This is a genomic window from Agaricicola taiwanensis, from assembly GCF_014635245.1.
Classification (GTDB): Bacteria; Pseudomonadota; Alphaproteobacteria; order Rhizobiales; family Methylopilaceae; genus Agaricicola; species Agaricicola taiwanensis.
On record NZ_BMCP01000001.1, the window covers coordinates 348906 to 365958 of the forward strand.

Sequence of the window (17053 nt, forward strand, 5' to 3'; positions counted from 1 at the left end):
GTTTTGGGGTATGTGCGCCGCAACAACAGCTGGCCGCTTCCCGAGGGAGCGGCCTTTTTGGATTTTGGGACGCTCTATGAATCTTCGCAACATCGCGATCATCGCGCACGTCGACCACGGCAAGACCACGCTCGTGGACAAGCTTCTCCAGCAGTCCGGTGCCTTCCGAGAAAACCAGCGCGTCGCCGAGCGTGTCATGGATTCCAATGACCTGGAAAAAGAGCGCGGCATCACCATCCTCGCCAAGGCCACCTCGGTGGTCTGGAAGGACACCCGCATCAACATCGTCGATACTCCTGGACACGCCGATTTCGGTGGTGAGGTCGAGCGCATCCTCAACATGGTCGACGGCGCCATCGTTCTGGTCGACGCGGCCGAAGGGCCGATGCCGCAGACCAAGTTCGTGGTCTCCAAGGCGTTGGCGCTGGGCCTGCGTCCCATCGTCGCCATCAACAAGATCGATCGGCCCGACGGCCGCCCGACAGAGGTGATCAACGAGGTCTTCGATCTTTTCGCCGCCCTCGACGCCACCGACGATCAGCTCGATTTTCCGATTCTCTACGGCTCCGGCCGTGACGGCTGGATGGCGGTGTCCCAGGAAGGACCCAAGGATCAGGGGCTGGCGCCGTTGTTCGACCTCGTGCTCGAGCATGTGCCGCCGGCAAAGGTCGAAGAAGGCCCCTTCCGCATGCTCGGCACCATCCTGCAGGCCGATCCTTTCCTGGGCCGTATCGTTACCGGCCGCATTTCGTCCGGCTCGGTCAAGCCCAACCAGACCATCAAGGTCCTCGATCGCGAGGGCAAGATGATCGAGCAGGGCCGCGTCTCAAAAATCCTCGCCTTCCGCGGCATCGAACGCAGCCCGATCGAACTGGGCGAAGCAGGCGACATCGTTTCCATCGCCGGCCTCACCAAGGGAACGGTGGCGGACACCTTCTGCGCGCTCGAAAACGATGTGCCGCTGCCGGCACAGCCCATCGATCCGCCCACCGTTACCATGTCCTTCATCGTCAACGACAGCCCGCTTGCGGGCACTGAAGGCGACAAGGTGACAAGCCGCGTCATCCGCGACCGGCTATTCAAGGAAGCGGAAGGTAACGTCACGCTGAAGATCGAGGAGTCCACCGACAAGGATTCCTTCTTCGTCTCCGGCCGCGGCGAACTGCAGCTTGCCATCCTGATCGAGACCATGCGCCGCGAGGGCTTTGAACTCGCCGTGTCGCGCCCGCGCGTGGTCATGAAGAAGGATGAGGCCACCGGCGAGCTGCTCGAGCCCATCGAAGAAGTGGTGATCGACGTTGACGAGGAGCATTCCGGCGTCGTGGTGCAGAAGATGTCCGAGCGCCGCGCCGACATGCTGGAGATGCGCCCCTCCGGTGGCAATCGCCTGCGTCTCGTCTTCAATGCGCCGACCCGTGGCCTTATCGGCTATCAGGGCGAGCTCATGACCGACACACGTGGCACGGCAATCATGAACCGCCTGTTCCACGCCTTCGAACCATACAAGGGTGATATTCCTGGCCGCCGCAACGGCGTCCTCATCGCCAACGAGCCGGGCGAGGCTGTGGCCTATGCGCTGTGGAACTTGGAAGATCGCGGGCCGATGATGATCGAGCCCGGCTGGAAGGTCTACCAGGGCATGATCGTGGGCGAGCACACCCGTGAGAACGACCTTGAAGTGAACGTCCTCAAGGGCAAGAAGCTCACCAACATCCGCACCACCTCCAAGGATGAGGCCGTGCGCCTGACCCCGCCGATCCGCATGACGCTGGAACGTTCGCTGGCCTGGATCCAGGATGACGAACTGGTCGAGGTCACGCCGAAGTCCATCCGCCTGCGCAAGGGCGTGCTTGATCCCAATGAGCGCAAGAAGGTCGAGCGCGCCCGGGAAGCGGCGGCCGTCGGCTAAGCCACAGCATGAACGACTGAAAAGGGCGCCCGGAGGCGCCCTTTTTTGCAGGATGGTGTTTTAGCGCCGGCCGGGCGTGGAGCGGTCGTCACTCTCGCCGAGCGACGCTGTCGCGCGGTCCACGGCCTCTCGCGCCGCTCCCTTCGCGATCCCCGCCGCCCCGCCAGCGACCGCGAGATTGTCTTTGGTCTTGTCGGGGCCGGACGCCTGCGGTGGCGGCGGCGGGCTTGGTTCATTGATCGGCGGTGGCGGCGGCACCTCGCGCTCGTCGGGGACGATGGGAGGCCGGATCGGTTCGCCCGGAGGGCGTTTCGGATCGACATCGGACATGGGGGTCTACTCCTCTTCACGAGGTCAACGATGCGGAGGGGGCTGCGGGTTCCCTGCCCATTGATCACAAGCCGCAACAAAAAACGGCCCCGAAGGGCCGTTTTCCAGTCTGGGAGAGGGGTCAGAGCCCTTCGAACAGGGCCGTCGACAGATAGCGTTCGGCGAAGGAGGGGATGATGATGACGATGTTCTTGCCGGCATTCTCGGGCCGGGACCCGACCTCAATCGCCGCGGCGACCGCCGCACCTGATGAAATGCCCACGGGAATGCCTTCGCGCCGCGCCACGAGCCGAGCGATGTCGAAGGCCGTCTGGTTGCCAACCGTCACCACTTCGTCGATCACCTCGCGGTCCAGGACGCTCGGGATGAAGCCGGCGCCGAGGCCCTGGATCTTGTGGGGGCCCGGTTGGCCGCCGGAAAGCACCGGGCTGTCCTCGGGCTCGACGGCAATCATCTTCAGCGAGGCCTTGCGCGGCTTCAGCACCTGTCCGACGCCGGTGATGGTGCCGCCGGTACCAATACCGGAAACGACGATGTCGACCGCGCCATCAGTATCATTCCAGATCTCTTCGGCCGTCGTTTTGCGGTGAATCTCCGGATTGGCGGGATTGGCGAACTGCTGCGGGATCGCGGAATTCGGGATTTCGCGGTTCAGCTCCTCAGCGCGCGCGACAGCGCCCTTCATGCCCTGCGGAGCGGGTGTCAGCACCAACTCGGCGCCGAGCAGCGCCAGCATCTTCCGCCGCTCCAGGGACATGGATTCCGGCATCACCAGTATCAGCCGGTATCCGCGAGCGGCAGCGACGAAAGCCAGTGCAATGCCGGTGTTGCCCGAGGTTGGTTCAATGAGAGTCGTGCCTTCCTTGATAATGCCCTGGGCTTCCAGCGCATCGATCATGGAGACGCCGATACGATCCTTGACGCTCGAGATCGGGTTGAAGAACTCAAGCTTTGCCAGGAGGTTGGCACCCACGCCCTTGTCCTGGGCGATGCGGTTCAGGCGCACCAGCGGCGTGTTGCCGATTGTATCGGTGATGGAATCATAGATGTGGCCGCGGCCCGGAGCGGTGGTCATGACATTCTCCCTGTAGCTCTTTCGTTCGATAACGCCCTACCATAAACTACATATTAAGTCTAGGTTTTGTGGCGAATACCGAAATCAGATGGTAAAATCATAACTCGGAAGGCTGTCCCCGAAGACACCATGCTTCTGCGCGGAATCGCAGAGATCCTCCACGGTGATGTCTTCCAGCCTGTCGAGGAAGGCCAGAGTCGCCGCCTCGATGGCAGGCACCACCACTTCGCGCACCAGGGCGGACTCATCATCCTCGCCGCCATCTTCGCCGTTGCCCTGACCGGCACCGGATACCGCGCGTATGATCTCAGCCACGGTGATCTTGCGGCGCTCGCGGGCCAGCTCGTAACCACCGCGCGGGCCCCGCACACCCTTCAGAATGCTTGCGCGCACCAACACCTGCAGCAATGTTTCCAGATGCCGCGGCGGCAGGTTGTGGCGCGCCGCCAGTGTTTTTGCGGCAATGGGCGCCGGCCGGGCGTGATGAGCGATGTCGACAACCGCGGCAACCGCCAGCAGGCTCCGTCTCGGCAGAAGGTTCATTGAGCGCTCTCTCCTTGCAGGCCAGTCGATCCAAATCCTCCGGATCCCCGACGGGTATCATCGAGATTCAACGCGAGCATCAAGTATATTGGCGAAACGGGCGCGATCACAAGCTGGGCGATGCGCAAACCGCGCGTGATCGCGAAGGGGGCATCGCCATGATTGATAAGCAGGACCTGCACCTCTCCGCGATAATCGGAATCCACGGTGCCGGGTGCATTGAGCACCGTGATGCCATGGCGCAGCGCCAGCCCCGATCGCGGCCGGATCTGCCCTTCGAAACCTTCGGGCAGCTGCATGATGATGCCGGTCGGCACCAGAAGACGCGCGCCGGGCGCCAGGGTCAGCGGCTGATCCTCGGCAACCGCCGCCGCCAGATCAAAGCCGGCGGCCTCCTCGGTCGCGCGGTGCGGGATCGGCAGGCCTTCCGCGTGAGGCAGATGGCGGATCTTCACTTCGATCATGGGGCAACAGGTCCGAGCTGCTTGGCTATACGGTCGATCAGCTGGCGTGCCGCCTCGGCCTTGTCCATACGGGGCCAGGTTTCGACACCGGCTTCGCTGATCATGTGAATGGTATTCGCCTCGCCGCCAAACACCCCGGCGGCTGCGGAGACGTCGTTGGCGAGAATCCAATCGCAGCCTTTTGCCATGCGCTTCGCGGCGGCGTTCGCGACCACGTCACTGGTTTCGGCGGCAAAACCGACCACCAGTCGAGGCCGGCGTCCGGCTGCCCGGCTAATGGTGGCAAGAATATCCGGGTTCTCCACGAAGCTGAGCGTCGGCAGACCGGCGGCACCTTTCTTGATCTTCTGCGAGGCTTCCTCCGCCACGCGCCAGTCGGCTACCGCTGCGGCGAAGACGGCGGCGTCGGCCGGCAGTGCCGCCTCCACGGCCGCAAGCATCTCCCGCGCCGTCTCCACCTTCACCACCTGCACGCCCTGAGGGTCCGGCAGGGCGACGGGTCCTGAGACCAGCGTCACCTTGGCTCCCGCGCCGGCGGCAGCTTGCGCGATGGCATGTCCCTGCCGACCCGATGAGCGGTTGGCGATGACACGCACAGGATCGATCGGTTCATGCGTCGGGCCGGACGTGACGAGGAGATGCCGGCCCGATAGCGGCCCTTTTCCAAAATGAGCCTCGATGGCCGCCACGATCTCCAGCGGCTCCGACATGCGCCCCAGCCCGCTTTCGCCCCGTTCGGCCATGGCCCCCGTGGCCGGCCCGATCCAGCCGATGCCGTCGGTGGTCAGGATATTCTTGTTCCGCCTCGTGGGCGCGGCGGACCACATGGTGGGGTTCATGGCCGGTGCCATCAGCACCGGCCTGTCCGTCGCCAGGAGCGCTGTCGACGCAAGATCATTGGCAAGTCCGCTGGCCATCTTGGCCATGAGGTCCGCCGTCGCCGGGGCGACAACCACCAGATCGCAGTCGCGGGCGAGGCGGATGTGCCCCACGTCATGCTCGGCGGTCAGGTCGAAGAGGTCCGTGAAGACCTGCTCGCCCGTCACCGTACCCATGGAAAGCGGTGTGACGAACTGCTGGGCGGCATCTGTCAGCACGGCCCGCACGCTGGCGCCGCGCTCCTTCAGCCGTCGCACGAGGTCAAGCGTCTTGTAGGCGGCGATCCCGCCGCCGACGATGAGGAGAATGCGGCGTCCGTTCAGCATGGGTGATCGATCCCCGGCACTATCTCAATAAACGACACTGACGGCGATCGCCACGAGAGCCAATGCGGCCACCCACATGGCGACCTGCCCCAGGCGCGCCCGCTTCGCCTCGGCCTCGCCGATCGCATGCACGCTTTCCGGCGCCAGCGGGAAGCCGCGAACGACAGCCTCTTCCAACCGGTTTGCAAGCCTCTCGCCGCGGTCCAGGATATCGGGCAGCTCCACCAAGGCGCGGCCGAGACGTCCGATACCATCCACCGCACCCTCCAGGATACCGGCAGGCCCCAGCGCGTGGGTCATGAAGGCCCGCACCGTTGGTTCGGATGCCGACCAGATGTTGAGGTCGGGATCGAGCTTGCGTGCGACGCCCTCCACAACCACCATGGTCTTCTGCAGAAGCACCAGCTCCGTGCGCGTCTGCATCTGGAACAGTTCGGTGACCTCGAACAGCTGTGTCAGCAGGCGCGCCATCGATATCTGCGAGGCGGTTCGATTGTGGATCGGCTCGCCGATGGCCCGCAGGGCCTGCCCGAAATCCTGCACCGACTGTTCCGGCGGCACATAGCCCGCCTCGAAATGCACCCGTGCGACGCGCATATAGTCGCGGGTGATGAAGCCGTAGAGGATTTCCGCAAGGAAGCGTCGTTCCTTCGGGCCGAGACGCCCGATGAGGCCGAGGTCCACGGCGATGATGGCGCCGGACGCATCCACGAAGAGATTGCCCGGATGCATGTCGGCATGGAAGAAGCCATCGCGCATGGCCTGCTTGAGGAAGGTCTCGATGAGCAGCCGTGCCAGAGCGGGGCGGTCGTGGCCTGCGGCATCGATGGCCTCACGATCGGCAAGCGGAATGCCGTTCACCCAGTCGGTAACGAGCACATCGCGCGCGGTCCGCTCCCAGTCCACCGCGGGCACCCGGAAGCCGAGGTCAAGGCGCGTATTTTCCGCCATCTCCGACAGGGCGGCGGCCTCCATCCGAAGGTCCAGCTCCAGCGCGACCGAGCGTGCGAGCTCATTGACCACCGCCACCGGCCTGAGGCGGCGGACCGGCTGCAGGCGCTCCGCGGTCCGGGCGGCAAAGCCCATGGTCTCCAGGTCACGGCGGAACAGCCTCACGACACCTGGTCGGATCACCTTGACGGCTACGGCTTTCTCGCCATCGGGCGTTCGGACGGTTGCCTTGTGCACCTGCGCGATCGAAGCGGCGGCGATGGGAGGCCCGAAGCTGGTGAAGATTGCGCTCACCGGTGCGCCAAGCGCCGACTCCACCGTTGCTACCGCCACTTCCTGCGGGAAGGGCGCGACACGATCCTGCAAATGCTCCAGGTCCCGCGCCACCTCGGTGCCAACCACATCAGGCCGTGTCGCAAGGAATTGTCCGAGCTTGATATAGGAAGGACCGAGCTTGGAGAGCGCTGCGGCGATGCGATTGGGCGCGCTGGCCTTGTCGCGGCGCGCCACCAGCCGGCCGAGCCTGAGGATGAAGACCGCGGGCGGAGGCGCTCCGGTGGGATCGACGCCGGCGAAGGCGCCTTCGCGCCCGAACACGAAGGCGGCCCGCATCAGCCGTAAGGTGTGCCTTATCGCTCCGGCCACTGTGCCTCACAGTTTCCAGCCGCGATGGATGGCGGCGATGCCGCCGGTTAGGGGCGTGTGGGAGACCCGGTCGAATCCCGCTTCTTCTATCATGCTGGCGAAAGACAAACCGTCCGGAAACTTGCGAATGGATTCCACGAGATAGCGATAGGGCTCGCCGTCGCCGGCGACCCACTGCCCGATCCGTGGGATCGCGTTGAAGGAATAAGCTTCGTAGAGCTTGGCGAGACCGGGAACCGTGACCTCGGAAAATTCCAGGCACAGGAAGCGCCCACCGATCTTCAGCACACGGCGGAACTCCTGGAGCGCTAACGGAATGCGCGGCACGTTGCGGATGCCGAAGGCGATGGTCACCGCGTCGAAGGAGCCGTCGGGGAAGGGGAGGCTTTCGGCATTCCCCTGCACCACCTCGATCCGGTCGGAAAGGTTTCGATGGGCCGCGCGCTCACGTGCCACCTCAAGCATCGGCCCATTGATGTCCAGAAGCGTCACCTGCACGCCATGCCCGCCACGCTTGAGAGCACGAAAGGCGATGTCACCTGTACCACCCGCCACATCGAGGAGCGCGAAGCGCCGCGCCGTGCGGGGCAGGTCGAGTTCCGTGACGAAGGCGTTCTTCCAGGCCCGATGCAGGCCGCCCGACATCAGGTCGTTCATGATGTCGTAGCGCCGCGCCACATTGGCGAAAACCTCGTCGACCCGCGACTGCTTCTGGGTCAGAGGTACGGTCTCGAAACCGAAGTGGGTGTCGGCGCTTTCGCTCATCGTATGGAACATTCCCTGGTCATTGCGGCGCGGACCCTAGCGCAGGCGGATGGTGGGCGCTAGGTTCACCGGCCTCTCCTGAGGATGGATATGCCTGAATTACCTGAAGTCGAGACCGTGCGCCGAGGATTGGCGCCCGCCATGCTTGGCCAACGCCTTGACGAGGTCGAGGTGCGGCGACCGGACCTGCGCTTTGCTTTTCCGCAGAATTTTGCGCGGCGATTGACCGGCCGTACCGTCACCAGCCTCGGTCGGCGCGCCAAATATCTTGTTGCCGATCTCGATGACGGCGAAGCGCTCGTCATGCATCTCGGAATGTCCGGTTCCTTTCGCATCAAGGGCGAGGTGGCCGGCCGTTTCCACCATGCCCGCTCCCGTCTCAGCGCCCATGACCATGTCGTGTTCCGCCTGGGCGGCACGACCATCACTTATAATGATCCCCGCCGCTTCGGGTTCATGCTGCTGTTGCCGCGCGCGGAACTCGCCGATCATCCGTTCTTCGCGCATCTGGGACTCGAGCCACTCGGCAACGAGCTTTCAGCCGCCTCGCTGGCTGGCCTGTTTCGCGGAAAGGCGACGAGCCTGAAGGCGGCGCTGCTCGACCAGCGGCTGATCGCCGGCATCGGCAACATCTATGCCTGCGAGGCGCTCCACCGGTCCGGTCTGTCTCCCTTTCGTGCCGCCGGCACCATGGCAACGAAATCAGGCAAGCCGGCGGTCCGGGCGGAACGGCTTGCGCAGGCCGTCAGGGCCGTTCTGACCGAGGCTGTGGCCGCGGGCGGCTCCAGCCTCCGCGATCATGCGCAGACAAATGGCGAGCTCGGCTATTTCCAGCATACCTTCCGCGTCTACGATCGAGAGCATGCGGCCTGCCCCACACCCGGCTGCCGCGGTACCGTGAAACGTGTCGCGCAGAATGGCCGCTCCACCTTCTTTTGTCCTGTCTGCCAGACGTAAGCGCCAGGGAGACCACAATGGCATATGAGAATATCATCGTTGAAACCCGCGACGAGGTCGGCCTCATCCGCCTTAACCGTCCAGCGGCGCTCAACGCGCTCTCTGCGGGCCTGGTTGCCGACGTCAATCATGCGTTGGAGGTTTTCGAAGGGAATAATGCGATTGGCGCGGTGGTCCTGACAGGCTCGGACAAAGCCTTCGCCGCTGGCGCTGACATAAAGGAGATGAAGGATCTCTCCTTTCCCGAGACCTACCTTGAGGACTTCATCGGCTCCTGGGACGGTGTGGCGCGCGCACGAAAACCGGTGATCGCGGCGGTGGCCGGCTATGCCCTCGGCGGCGGCTGCGAATTTGCCATGATGTGCGACATCGTCATCGCCGCCGAAAATGCCAAATTCGGGCAGCCCGAAATCACGCTGGGAGTCATCCCCGGCTCCGGCGGCACGCAAAGGCTCGCCCGTGCCATCGGCAAGGCCAAGACTATGGATCTCTGCCTCACCGGCCGCCTGATGGATGCGGGTGAGGCGGAACGCGCCGGGCTGGTCTCGCGTGTGGTGCCCACGGCAAACCTGCTGGACGAAGCGCTGAAGGTGGCGGCGCAGATCGCCCGGCAATCGCGGCCTGCGGTGCTGCTCGCGAAAGAAGCCGTCAATCTTGCCTTCGAAACCTCCCTTGCCGAGGGCCTCAAGGCCGAGCGCCGGAGCTTCTATACGCTCTTCGCCACCGAGGATCAGAAGGAAGGCATGGCGGCCTTCGCGGAAAAGCGCAGGCCGCGATTCAAGAATCGCTGACAATCGGGACGCCGCGACATTGACGTGCCGCGCAGGTCGGACTATAGGTCCGCCATCGCGGCGGGCCATTTCCCGCCGCCATCCATTTCTGCGTCTGGCAGGCCACGGGCTGCGGGCGCCACCGGCAGGACGAACTGACGATGCCTAATACCACTTCGGCCAAGAAGGCCACCCGTAAGATCGCGGCCCGCACCGCCATCAACAAGTCGCGCAAGACACGCATGCGTACCGAGCTCCGCAAGGTTGAGGAAGCCATCACCGCTGGCGACATCAAGGTGGCCCAGGAGGCTCTCCGCAAGGCCCAGCCGGAGGTCATGCGTGCTGCCCAGAAGGGCATCATCCATAAGAATACGGCCTCCCGTAAGGTGTCGCGTCTCGCGGCCCGGGTGAAGGCTCTCAGCGCCTGATCAGCGCAACCAGAAATAGCGGTTTCCAACGCCCGGCTCGCGCCGGGCGTTTCTGTTTGTATTGTCAACTGGTTGCAGCTTCCAATTGGGAAAAACAGCAGTCACATTATTGCCGTAATCAGAAAATGGTCCGAACTTCAATAAGTTAGAAGAAAATAATCGCGATTTTCGCGTCTTCGGAGCGTGGTGAAATAGCCACATCCGAACCCCACGAAATTTTTCCGCATCCGTAACGAAATCGCATTTCGCGCGAGTTGCAAAAATGAATCCCTCGCAGAGTCAGCACCTTGCCGACGTCGAAAAAAATGGGCGGTGCAGCAAACCGGATTTTGGTCCTGCCCCCTTAACGATTCCTTTCGTGAATCGGGTTGCGTGTCCCTGCATCAACCGTGTAATGTCTTCCTCATAGCGCGGGGGTTACCCCGGTTCTCAAGACAAGCGAAGCGTTCCAGCTCTCCTTGCAAGAGGACAGTATCGTATTGGTTGAGGGGCAGTCAGAGTAGTTTTGAAAAATTCTGGCTGAATCTGGGTCAATACGAGCTAGCGGAAGCAGGAATGCTTTCGGTGTAGCACTGCGTTAAATCAATAGTTTGGGGTTTAAGGGTGGCTTGTAGCCGGGGGCGGCGACAGGAACGGGGAGAATGTACCTATGACAGTGAGGGAATCCATGCGGGTGGACGATCTCAATTCCAAGGAAGCCTATCAGCTTCTGCAGGATCATCCGGAAGCCCAGCTGGTCGATGTCCGGCGTCCTGACGAGCGGTCCGATATTGGCGCGCCATCCCTCGAGGCTCTTGGTCGCCCGGTTCTTCATGCGGTTTGGCCGCAGACGCCGGACCGCACCCCCGAAGATTTCGCCAACGAGCTGGAAAGTCAGCTTCAGGCGCAGGGCGCGGATCGCGACACGCCCCTCCTTTTCATCTGCCGCAGTGGCGCACGTAGCCGTGCTGCCGGCGAGACGATGTCCAGCCGCGGCTGGACCCGTGTCATCAATGTTGCCGGAGGTTTCTCCGGCAAGCCGGAAATAACAGGTTGGGCCGACGAGGGCCTGCCGATTTCCAAGATCTGACGGGGGTTTGTCATGAGCAGACCCGTTTTGGGTCGGGAGCCTGCGCTCTCGGCTGACAGTGAAACTTTGATTGCAACCACCACCCAGGAGTCCACCATGCATGCCCAAAGCGCGCCAGCACTGCCCGTCACCGAGACCGCGTCCAGCGGATCGGACGGCGGCAACGACGGCGCGTGGAAGCGTGTAACCTCCAGCCTGCGGGCTGAGCTGGGCGAAGACGTCTACACAAGCTGGTTCTCGCGTCTCGCGCTTGATGGCGTAGACCCCGATGGCACGGCGCGCCTCTCGGTGCCCACTCGTTTCCTCAAGAGCTGGATCGAGTCCCATTATGCCGACCGCATCGTGCGTTTCTTCACCGCCGAAATCCCCGACGTGCGCCGCCTCTCCATCGGCGTGCGCTCGGCCTGCGCCAAGGTCGCCGTACGTCCGGCCGCGACCATTGTCTCCGCGCCCATTGCCGACGTGCTGCCGACGCGGCTTTCGGTGGCTCACGACGGCACGCACGAAACCGGCACGGCCAATCTCGTTGGCTCGCCGCTCGATCGCCGTCTGACCTTTGCCAATTTCCATGTCGGCCGCTCCAATACGCTGGCCTATGCCGCCGCCCAACAGGTCGCCAAGGCCAAGCCGCATGAACCCGTCCGGTTCAACCCGCTCTACGTTCATGCCTCCGTCGGCCTCGGGAAGACGCATCTTCTCCAGGCTGTCGGCACCGAGGCTGAGAGCGGTGGGCGCCGCGTTCTTTATCTCACGGCCGAGCGGTTCATGTTCGGTTTCGTCTCCGCGCTGCGCGCCCAGACCGCGCTCGCCTTCAAGGAAACGCTGCGCGGAATCGATGTGCTGATCATCGACGACGTTCAGTTCCTTCAGGGCAAAAGCGTTCAGCAGGAATTCGGCCACACGCTCAATGCCTTGATCGACGCCAACAAGCAGGTCGTGATCGCGGCGGATCGTCCGCCGGCGGAGCTGGAGAGCCTCGACGAACGCCTGCGCTCGCGCCTGGCTGGCGGTCTTTCGGTGGAAATGGGCGGGCTTGATGAGGAGCTGCGCCTTGCCATTCTGAAGGCACGCGTCGCCGCCGAGGAAGCGCGCAATCCTGGTTTCTCGGTGCCGTCAGAAGTGCTGGATTACGTGGCCCAGGTCGTCACCGCCAATGGTCGTGATCTCGACGGGGCGATAAACCGCCTGGTGGCGCACAATACGCTGACCAATGCGCCGGTCACGCTCGAGATGGCCGAACAGACCCTGCGGGATCTGGTGCGAACCCACGAGCCTAAGCGGGTCAAGATCGAGGACATCCAGCGCATTGTCGCACGCCATTACAACGTGTCCCGTGCTGACGTGCTGTCGTCGCGCCGCACGCAGACAGTGGTGCGTCCACGGCAGGTTGCGATGTATCTCTCCAAGATCCTGACGCTCAGGTCTTTGCCGGAGATCGGACGGCGTTTCGGTGGCCGCGACCACACCACCGTGCTTCACGCCGTGCGCAAGATCGAGGCGCTGGTTGCCAAGGACGCGCAGCTCGCCGAGGAGATCGACCTCATCAAGCGCATGCTGCAAGAGTGATCAGGATAACCTCCGGTTAAGGCTTGCGATCTGCCGTCGAAAACGCCAATGTCCCGCTCCCGGCGCGCGGGACATTTTCTTGCGCGCGCTCTAAACGTTTCTTCCGACCTGGGGAACAATCATGCGGGTGACGCTCGAGCGCTCGGCGCTTCTCAAGGCCCTTGGCCATGTTCATCGTGTCGTAGAGCGGCGCACGACCATTCCGATCCTGTCGAATGTTCTGCTGCGCGCCGCCAACAGCGCATTGAAGCTGCAGGCAACCGACCTTGACCTTGAAGTGGTGGAAAGCGTGCCCGCGAATGTGGGCGATGCCGGTGCCACCACGGTGCCTGCGCACACGTTCTATGACATCATCCGCAAGCTGCCCGATGGTTCGGAAATCACCCTCGAGCAATCAGGCACCACGCTGGCGCTGAGCGCCGGCCGCTCCCGCTTCACGCTGCAAACGCTGCCTGAGGCCGACTTCCCGGATCTGACGGCCGGCGATCTGCCTGTTCGCTTTGACCTGGCCGCCGCGGAGCTCAAGCGGCTCATCGACAAGACCCAGTTCGCCATCTCCACCGAGGAGACGCGCTACTACCTCAACGGCATCTACTTCCACGCCATCGACGTTGAGGGCATTCGCATGTTGCGGGCGGTCGCCACCGACGGCCACCGGCTGGCACGCGTCGAAATTCCCGCGCCCTCCGGCAGCGGCGAAATGCCCGGCGTCATCATCCCCCGAAAAGCCGTCGCCGAGGTGCAGCGGCTGGTGGAGGATCCTGACGGCACGGTCGTGGTCGAGCTCTCGCCGGTCAAGGTGCGCTTCACCATCGGTTCGGTGGTGCTGACTTCCAAGCTGATCGACGGCACCTTCCCCGATTACGCCCGCGTTATCCCTGTCGGCAATGACAAGCAGCTTCTGGTCGACAAGGGCGATTTCACCAGCGCCGTCGACCGGGTCTCCACCATCTCCTCCGAACGGGGACGCGCTGTGAAACTCGCGCTCGGCCAGGGTCGGTTGGTGCTCACAGTGACCAATCCCGATTCCGGGACGGCGACCGAAGAGCTTGAGGTGGATTATACCGCGGATGCGATCGAGATCGGCTTCAACTCGCGCTACCTCCTGGACATCCTCGGGCAGGTGGACGGCGATGCAGCGGTGCTGAAGCTTGCTGATCCCGGATCGCCCACCCTGCTGCACGAGCAGGACGGCACCTCGGCGCTCTACGTGCTGATGCCGATGCGGGTGTGACGCCAGGACCGCAACCTCGGCGCGTGGCGATCCGCCGCCTGCGCCTCACCAATTTCCGCAATCATGCCGCGCTGGAACTGACGCCTGACGGCGCCAGCCTGGCGCTTGCCGGCCCCAACGGGGCGGGTAAGACCAACATTCTCGAGGCCGTCTCGCTTTTCGCGCCCGGGCGCGGTCTGCGGCGCGCGGCGGCCGGCGACATCGCTCTTGTCACCGGCGACGGATCATGGGCCGCGGCCTGCGAGCTCGATGGCGTCCACGGAGAGGCCAGTCTCGGCACGGGAATAGAACCCGCGGGCGGCGAGGAGACGGGCCGCCGTCGCTGCCGCGTCAATGGCGCCCCGGCCCCGAGCCCTTCGGTCTTTTCCGAACATCTGCGCATCGTCTGGCTGACGCCGGCCATGGATGGGCTTTTTGCCGGCAGCCCTGGCGATCGCCGCCGTTTCCTCGACCGTCTGGTGCTGGCAGCCGATCCCGAACATGGGCCGCGTGTCGCGGCCTATGAGCGGGCATTGCGGACCCGCAATCGCCTCCTGGAAGAACCGCGGTGGGACCTGCGCTGGCTCGACGCCGCCGAGCGGGAGGCCGCCGAACTGGCCGTCGCCGTCGCCGCCGCGCGGGCGGAGACGGTGGCCCGGCTCTCCGCCCTCATCGAGGAAACCCGCGATCCCACCTCGCCCTTCCCCTGGGCGCGCCTGATGCTGGAAGGGGCCTTGGAAGCCGAGGCCATGATTGAGCCCGCTGCCGCGCTCGAAGATCGCTTCGCCGCACAGCTTGCCGCCATGCGCCACCGCGATCGGGCCGCCGGCCGGGCCATCGACGGCCCGCAGGCATCGGATCTTGTCGTGCACCACGGCCCAAAAGCTATGCCGGCGGCACTCTCCTCCACGGGCGAGCAGAAGGCACTTCTGCTCGGCCTGGTGCTCGCCCATGCGCGTCTCGTCGCGCGCCTGTCGGGCGCCACACCGTTGGTCCTTCTCGATGAAGTGGCGGCCCATCTTGATCCCGAACGTCGCGCTGCGCTTTACGGGGTGCTCGACGATCTCGGCTGCCAGGCCTGGATGACCGGCGCCGATGCCGTCCTCTTCGAGAGCCTGCCCGCGCATGCGACGCTTTTTGCCGTCAGCGCGGGGCGGGCGGCAAGGGTGGAGCGGTCATGACCGCCAAGAGCCTGAAGCAGGCCCGCGCCGCTTTGAAATCGATCTTCGGCTACGACGATTTCCGGCCGGGCCAGTCCGAGATCATCGGAGCCGTGCTTGATGGCGAGGATGTCCTTGCCATCATGCCCACCGGCAGTGGCAAATCCATGTGCTACCAGCTTCCCGCCGTGGTCGAAGGTGGCCTGACGGTGGTCGTGTCGCCGCTGATCGCCCTGATGCGGGATCAGGTGCAGCAGATGCAGGCCGTGGGGGTCGAGGCGGCGACGCTCAATTCGACCAATGACGAAGCCGAGGCGCGCCACGCCTTGCAGCGTATGGAGGCGGGAGAGCTTCGGTTGCTCTTCGTCTCGCCGGAGCGCCTGGCGGCCGGCAGCCTTGTGAGCCGCCTGACGCGTTGCGGGGTACGCCGGCTCGCCATCGACGAGGCTCATTGCGTCTCGCAATGGGGCCACGATTTCCGGCCTGAATACCGCCAGCTCGCCGCTGTGCGGGAGGCGCTGGGCGCCGTCCAGACCATCGCCTTGACCGCGACGGCGGACAGGGCGACACGGGCCGACGTCGCAGCCGCGCTGTTTCCCAAGCCGCCCCGCATCGTCGTGCACAGTTTCGACAGGCCGAACCTCGATCTGCGCTTCTCGCCGAAGGAGCGACCACGAAGCCAGATCGAAGAGGTCGTCACGCGAAACCGTGGCAGCTCGGGGATCATCTACACCTCGTCGCGCGACAAGGCCGAGCGCCTCGCCGATTGGCTGTCGGGCAAGGGCCACCATGCATTGCCCTATCACGCCGGCATGGACCAGCAGATCCGCGCCAGGAATCAGGACGTCTTCCTGCAGGAGGATGGCGTCGTCATCGCCGCCACCGTGGCTTTCGGCATGGGCATCAACAAACCGGATGTGCGCTTCGTGGTGCATGCCGACATGCCACCTGGCATCGAAAACTATTATCAGGAGATTGGCCGCGCGGGCCGCGACGGCCTGCCTGCCGAGACCCTGACGCTCTATGGCCTCGACGATATGTCGCTCCGTCGCCGCCAGATCGACGAAAAGAACATCGACGAGCAGCGCTCGAAGGTCGAGCACCGACGCCTCAGCGCCATGATCGACCTCTGCGAAAGCGCAACCTGCCGCCGGCAGGCGCTTCTGGCCTATTTCGGCGAGGAAAGTGGGCGCTGTGGCAAGTGTGACCTCTGCACCGGCCACGCCGTCATGGAGGATGCGACCGAGCCAGCCCGCAAGCTGCTCTCGGCGGTGGCTCGTACCGGCGAGCGCTTCGGCGCCGGCCACCTTGCGGACATCCTGACGGGCCAGACGACAGATGCCGTCAAGCGTCACGGCCACGATCAGATCAAGACCTTTGGCGTGGGCAAGGATCGAAGCCGGCGATCCTGGATGACGGTGGTGCGTCAGCTCTTTGCCTCGCGTCTCCTGGCTGAGGCCAGCGACGAGCACGGCGGTTTCCGCATGACCGAGCGCGGCGAGGATGTGCTGTTCGGCCGCGAAAACATCCAGCTGAGGGCCGTGCCGGACAAGCCGGAGCGCCGGACACGGACCGAGCGCGGCGGCCCCCGCCTTGGTGGCCTCGACGAAGCTTCGGCGGCCTTGTTCGAGGAGCTGCGCGCGTTACGCCTCACCATCGCGCGTGAGGAGGGTGTCGCCGCTTATGTCGTCTTCCCCGACCGCACCTTGATCGATATGGCACAGATGAAGCCCGAAACCCCTGCCGATATGCGTCTCATACAGGGTGTCGGAGCGGCCAAGCTGGCCAGATATGGCGATGTCTTCCTCGACGCCATCGCTCGATTTGGAGCGAGCTGAGCCGGAGGTATCGGCATCTTCCAGCCGTATCCGTGTGCTGTCTCGGCTCGAGGGCTCCTGCGCCACCGGAAAAGCGGTTTCAGTTGCAACAAAAGTGACGACTTCGCGATATCGAGCGGGCGAGCCTGGTCTGAGTGCTCTTCGGATATCGGGCCGCTGGATCGG

General features: G+C 64.2%; 16 protein-coding genes. 9 read left to right on the forward strand and 7 right to left on the reverse strand.

The features are described 5' to 3' along the window. Nucleotides 1–76: 76 nt before the first annotated feature. Nucleotides 77–1909 (forward strand): translational GTPase TypA, encoded by a 1833-nt coding sequence (gene typA, locus IEV58_RS01665; protein WP_188407962.1) that lies wholly within the window; start codon nt 77–79, stop codon nt 1907–1909. Nucleotides 1910–1969: 60 nt separating this feature from the next. Here typA and IEV58_RS01670 read toward each other — a convergent pair whose 3' ends face one another. The 7 genes from IEV58_RS01670 to ubiE form a co-directional block, all read right to left on the reverse strand. Beyond that, nucleotides 1970–2239: a hypothetical protein gene (locus tag IEV58_RS01670; RefSeq protein WP_188407963.1), complete on the reverse strand. Its 270-nt coding sequence runs from the start codon at nt 2237–2239 to the stop codon at nt 1970–1972. A 121-nt stretch (nt 2240–2360) separates the two neighbouring features. Next, nucleotides 2361–3314 (reverse strand): cysteine synthase A, encoded by a 954-nt coding sequence (cysK, locus tag IEV58_RS01675; protein WP_188407964.1) that lies wholly within the window; start codon nt 3312–3314, stop codon nt 2361–2363. Between the two features lie 84 nt (nt 3315–3398). Further along, nucleotides 3399–3857, reverse strand: coding sequence for an RrF2 family transcriptional regulator (locus tag IEV58_RS01680; RefSeq protein WP_188407965.1), 459 nt, complete (start codon nt 3855–3857; stop codon nt 3399–3401). Continuing rightward, complete coding sequence (dut, locus tag IEV58_RS01685) at nt 3854–4321, reverse strand: dUTP diphosphatase (RefSeq protein ID WP_188407966.1); 468 nt, start codon at nt 4319–4321, stop codon at nt 3854–3856. The genes IEV58_RS01680 and dut overlap by 4 nt, the downstream gene beginning before the upstream one ends. Continuing rightward, nucleotides 4318–5526, reverse strand: a complete 1209-nt coding sequence (gene coaBC, locus IEV58_RS01690; RefSeq protein ID WP_188407967.1) for a bifunctional phosphopantothenoylcysteine decarboxylase/phosphopantothenate--cysteine ligase CoaBC — start codon at nt 5524–5526, stop codon at nt 4318–4320. Before coaBC ends, dut begins: the two co-directional genes overlap by 4 nt. A gap of 24 nt (nt 5527–5550) precedes the next feature. Continuing rightward, nucleotides 5551–7122 (reverse strand): 2-polyprenylphenol 6-hydroxylase, encoded by a 1572-nt coding sequence (ubiB, locus tag IEV58_RS01695; protein ID WP_188407968.1) that lies wholly within the window; start codon nt 7120–7122, stop codon nt 5551–5553. A 6-nt stretch (nt 7123–7128) separates the two neighbouring features. After that, nucleotides 7129–7887: a bifunctional demethylmenaquinone methyltransferase/2-methoxy-6-polyprenyl-1,4-benzoquinol methylase UbiE gene (gene ubiE, locus IEV58_RS01700; RefSeq protein WP_188407969.1), complete on the reverse strand. Its 759-nt coding sequence runs from the start codon at nt 7885–7887 to the stop codon at nt 7129–7131. Between the two features lie 90 nt (nt 7888–7977). Here ubiE and mutM point away from each other — a divergent pair, with 90 nt between their 5' ends. From mutM to recQ, 8 genes are all read left to right on the forward strand, one after another. Then, complete coding sequence (gene mutM, locus IEV58_RS01705) at nt 7978–8844, forward strand: bifunctional DNA-formamidopyrimidine glycosylase/DNA-(apurinic or apyrimidinic site) lyase (RefSeq protein WP_188407970.1); 867 nt, start codon at nt 7978–7980, stop codon at nt 8842–8844. A gap of 17 nt (nt 8845–8861) precedes the next feature. After that, nucleotides 8862–9635, forward strand: coding sequence for an enoyl-CoA hydratase (locus tag IEV58_RS01710; protein ID WP_188407971.1), 774 nt, complete (start codon nt 8862–8864; stop codon nt 9633–9635). A 140-nt stretch (nt 9636–9775) separates the two neighbouring features. Next, nucleotides 9776–10042 carry a 30S ribosomal protein S20 gene (gene rpsT / locus IEV58_RS01715; protein WP_188407972.1) on the forward strand — a complete coding sequence of 89 codons (267 nt, stop codon included), beginning with the start codon at nt 9776–9778 and terminating at the stop codon, nt 10040–10042. Nucleotides 10043–10691: 649 nt separating this feature from the next. Then, nucleotides 10692–11111 (forward strand): rhodanese-like domain-containing protein, encoded by a 420-nt coding sequence (locus tag IEV58_RS01720; protein WP_188407973.1) that lies wholly within the window; start codon nt 10692–10694, stop codon nt 11109–11111. Between the two features lie 96 nt (nt 11112–11207). Beyond that, complete coding sequence (gene dnaA / locus IEV58_RS01725) at nt 11208–12677, forward strand: chromosomal replication initiator protein DnaA (protein ID WP_188407974.1); 1470 nt, start codon at nt 11208–11210, stop codon at nt 12675–12677. Between the two features lie 121 nt (nt 12678–12798). Then, complete coding sequence (dnaN, locus tag IEV58_RS01730) at nt 12799–13911, forward strand: DNA polymerase III subunit beta (RefSeq protein ID WP_188407975.1); 1113 nt, start codon at nt 12799–12801, stop codon at nt 13909–13911. Nucleotides 13912–13934: 23 nt separating this feature from the next. Then, entirely contained in the window at nt 13935–15071 is a 1137-nt protein-coding gene (recF, locus tag IEV58_RS01735) for a DNA replication/repair protein RecF (protein ID WP_188407976.1), read from the forward strand. Continuing rightward, nucleotides 15068–16888, forward strand: a complete 1821-nt coding sequence (gene recQ / locus IEV58_RS01740; protein WP_188407977.1) for a DNA helicase RecQ — start codon at nt 15068–15070, stop codon at nt 16886–16888. Before recF ends, recQ begins: the two co-directional genes overlap by 4 nt. The last annotated feature ends 165 nt before the right edge of the window (nt 16889–17053 follow it).

What these genes read in the sequence shown, in the direction of transcription:
- rpsT (WP_188407972.1), top strand. Translation starts at nt 9,776, where the DNA reads ATGCCTAATACCACTTCGGCCAAGAAGGCCACCCGTAAGATCGCGGCC.
- IEV58_RS01680 (WP_188407965.1), bottom strand. Translation starts at nt 3,857, where the DNA reads ATGAACCTTCTGCCGAGACGGAGCCTGCTGGCGGTTGCCGCGGTTGTC.
- dut (WP_188407966.1), bottom strand. Translation starts at nt 4,321, where the DNA reads ATGATCGAAGTGAAGATCCGCCATCTGCCTCACGCGGAAGGCCTGCCG.
- cysK (WP_188407964.1), bottom strand. Translation starts at nt 3,314, where the DNA reads ATGACCACCGCTCCGGGCCGCGGCCACATCTATGATTCCATCACCGAT.
- typA (WP_188407962.1), top strand. Translation starts at nt 77, where the DNA reads ATGAATCTTCGCAACATCGCGATCATCGCGCACGTCGACCACGGCAAG.
- IEV58_RS01710 (WP_188407971.1), top strand. Translation starts at nt 8,862, where the DNA reads ATGGCATATGAGAATATCATCGTTGAAACCCGCGACGAGGTCGGCCTC.
- dnaA (WP_188407974.1), top strand. Translation starts at nt 11,208, where the DNA reads ATGCATGCCCAAAGCGCGCCAGCACTGCCCGTCACCGAGACCGCGTCC.
- recQ (WP_188407977.1), top strand. Translation starts at nt 15,068, where the DNA reads ATGACCGCCAAGAGCCTGAAGCAGGCCCGCGCCGCTTTGAAATCGATC.
- IEV58_RS01670 (WP_188407963.1), bottom strand. Translation starts at nt 2,239, where the DNA reads ATGTCCGATGTCGATCCGAAACGCCCTCCGGGCGAACCGATCCGGCCT.
- mutM (WP_188407970.1), top strand. Translation starts at nt 7,978, where the DNA reads ATGCCTGAATTACCTGAAGTCGAGACCGTGCGCCGAGGATTGGCGCCC.
- dnaN (WP_188407975.1), top strand. Translation starts at nt 12,799, where the DNA reads ATGCGGGTGACGCTCGAGCGCTCGGCGCTTCTCAAGGCCCTTGGCCAT.
- ubiE (WP_188407969.1), bottom strand. Translation starts at nt 7,887, where the DNA reads ATGAGCGAAAGCGCCGACACCCACTTCGGTTTCGAGACCGTACCTCTG.
- IEV58_RS01720 (WP_188407973.1), top strand. Translation starts at nt 10,692, where the DNA reads ATGACAGTGAGGGAATCCATGCGGGTGGACGATCTCAATTCCAAGGAA.
- coaBC (WP_188407967.1), bottom strand. Translation starts at nt 5,526, where the DNA reads ATGCTGAACGGACGCCGCATTCTCCTCATCGTCGGCGGCGGGATCGCC.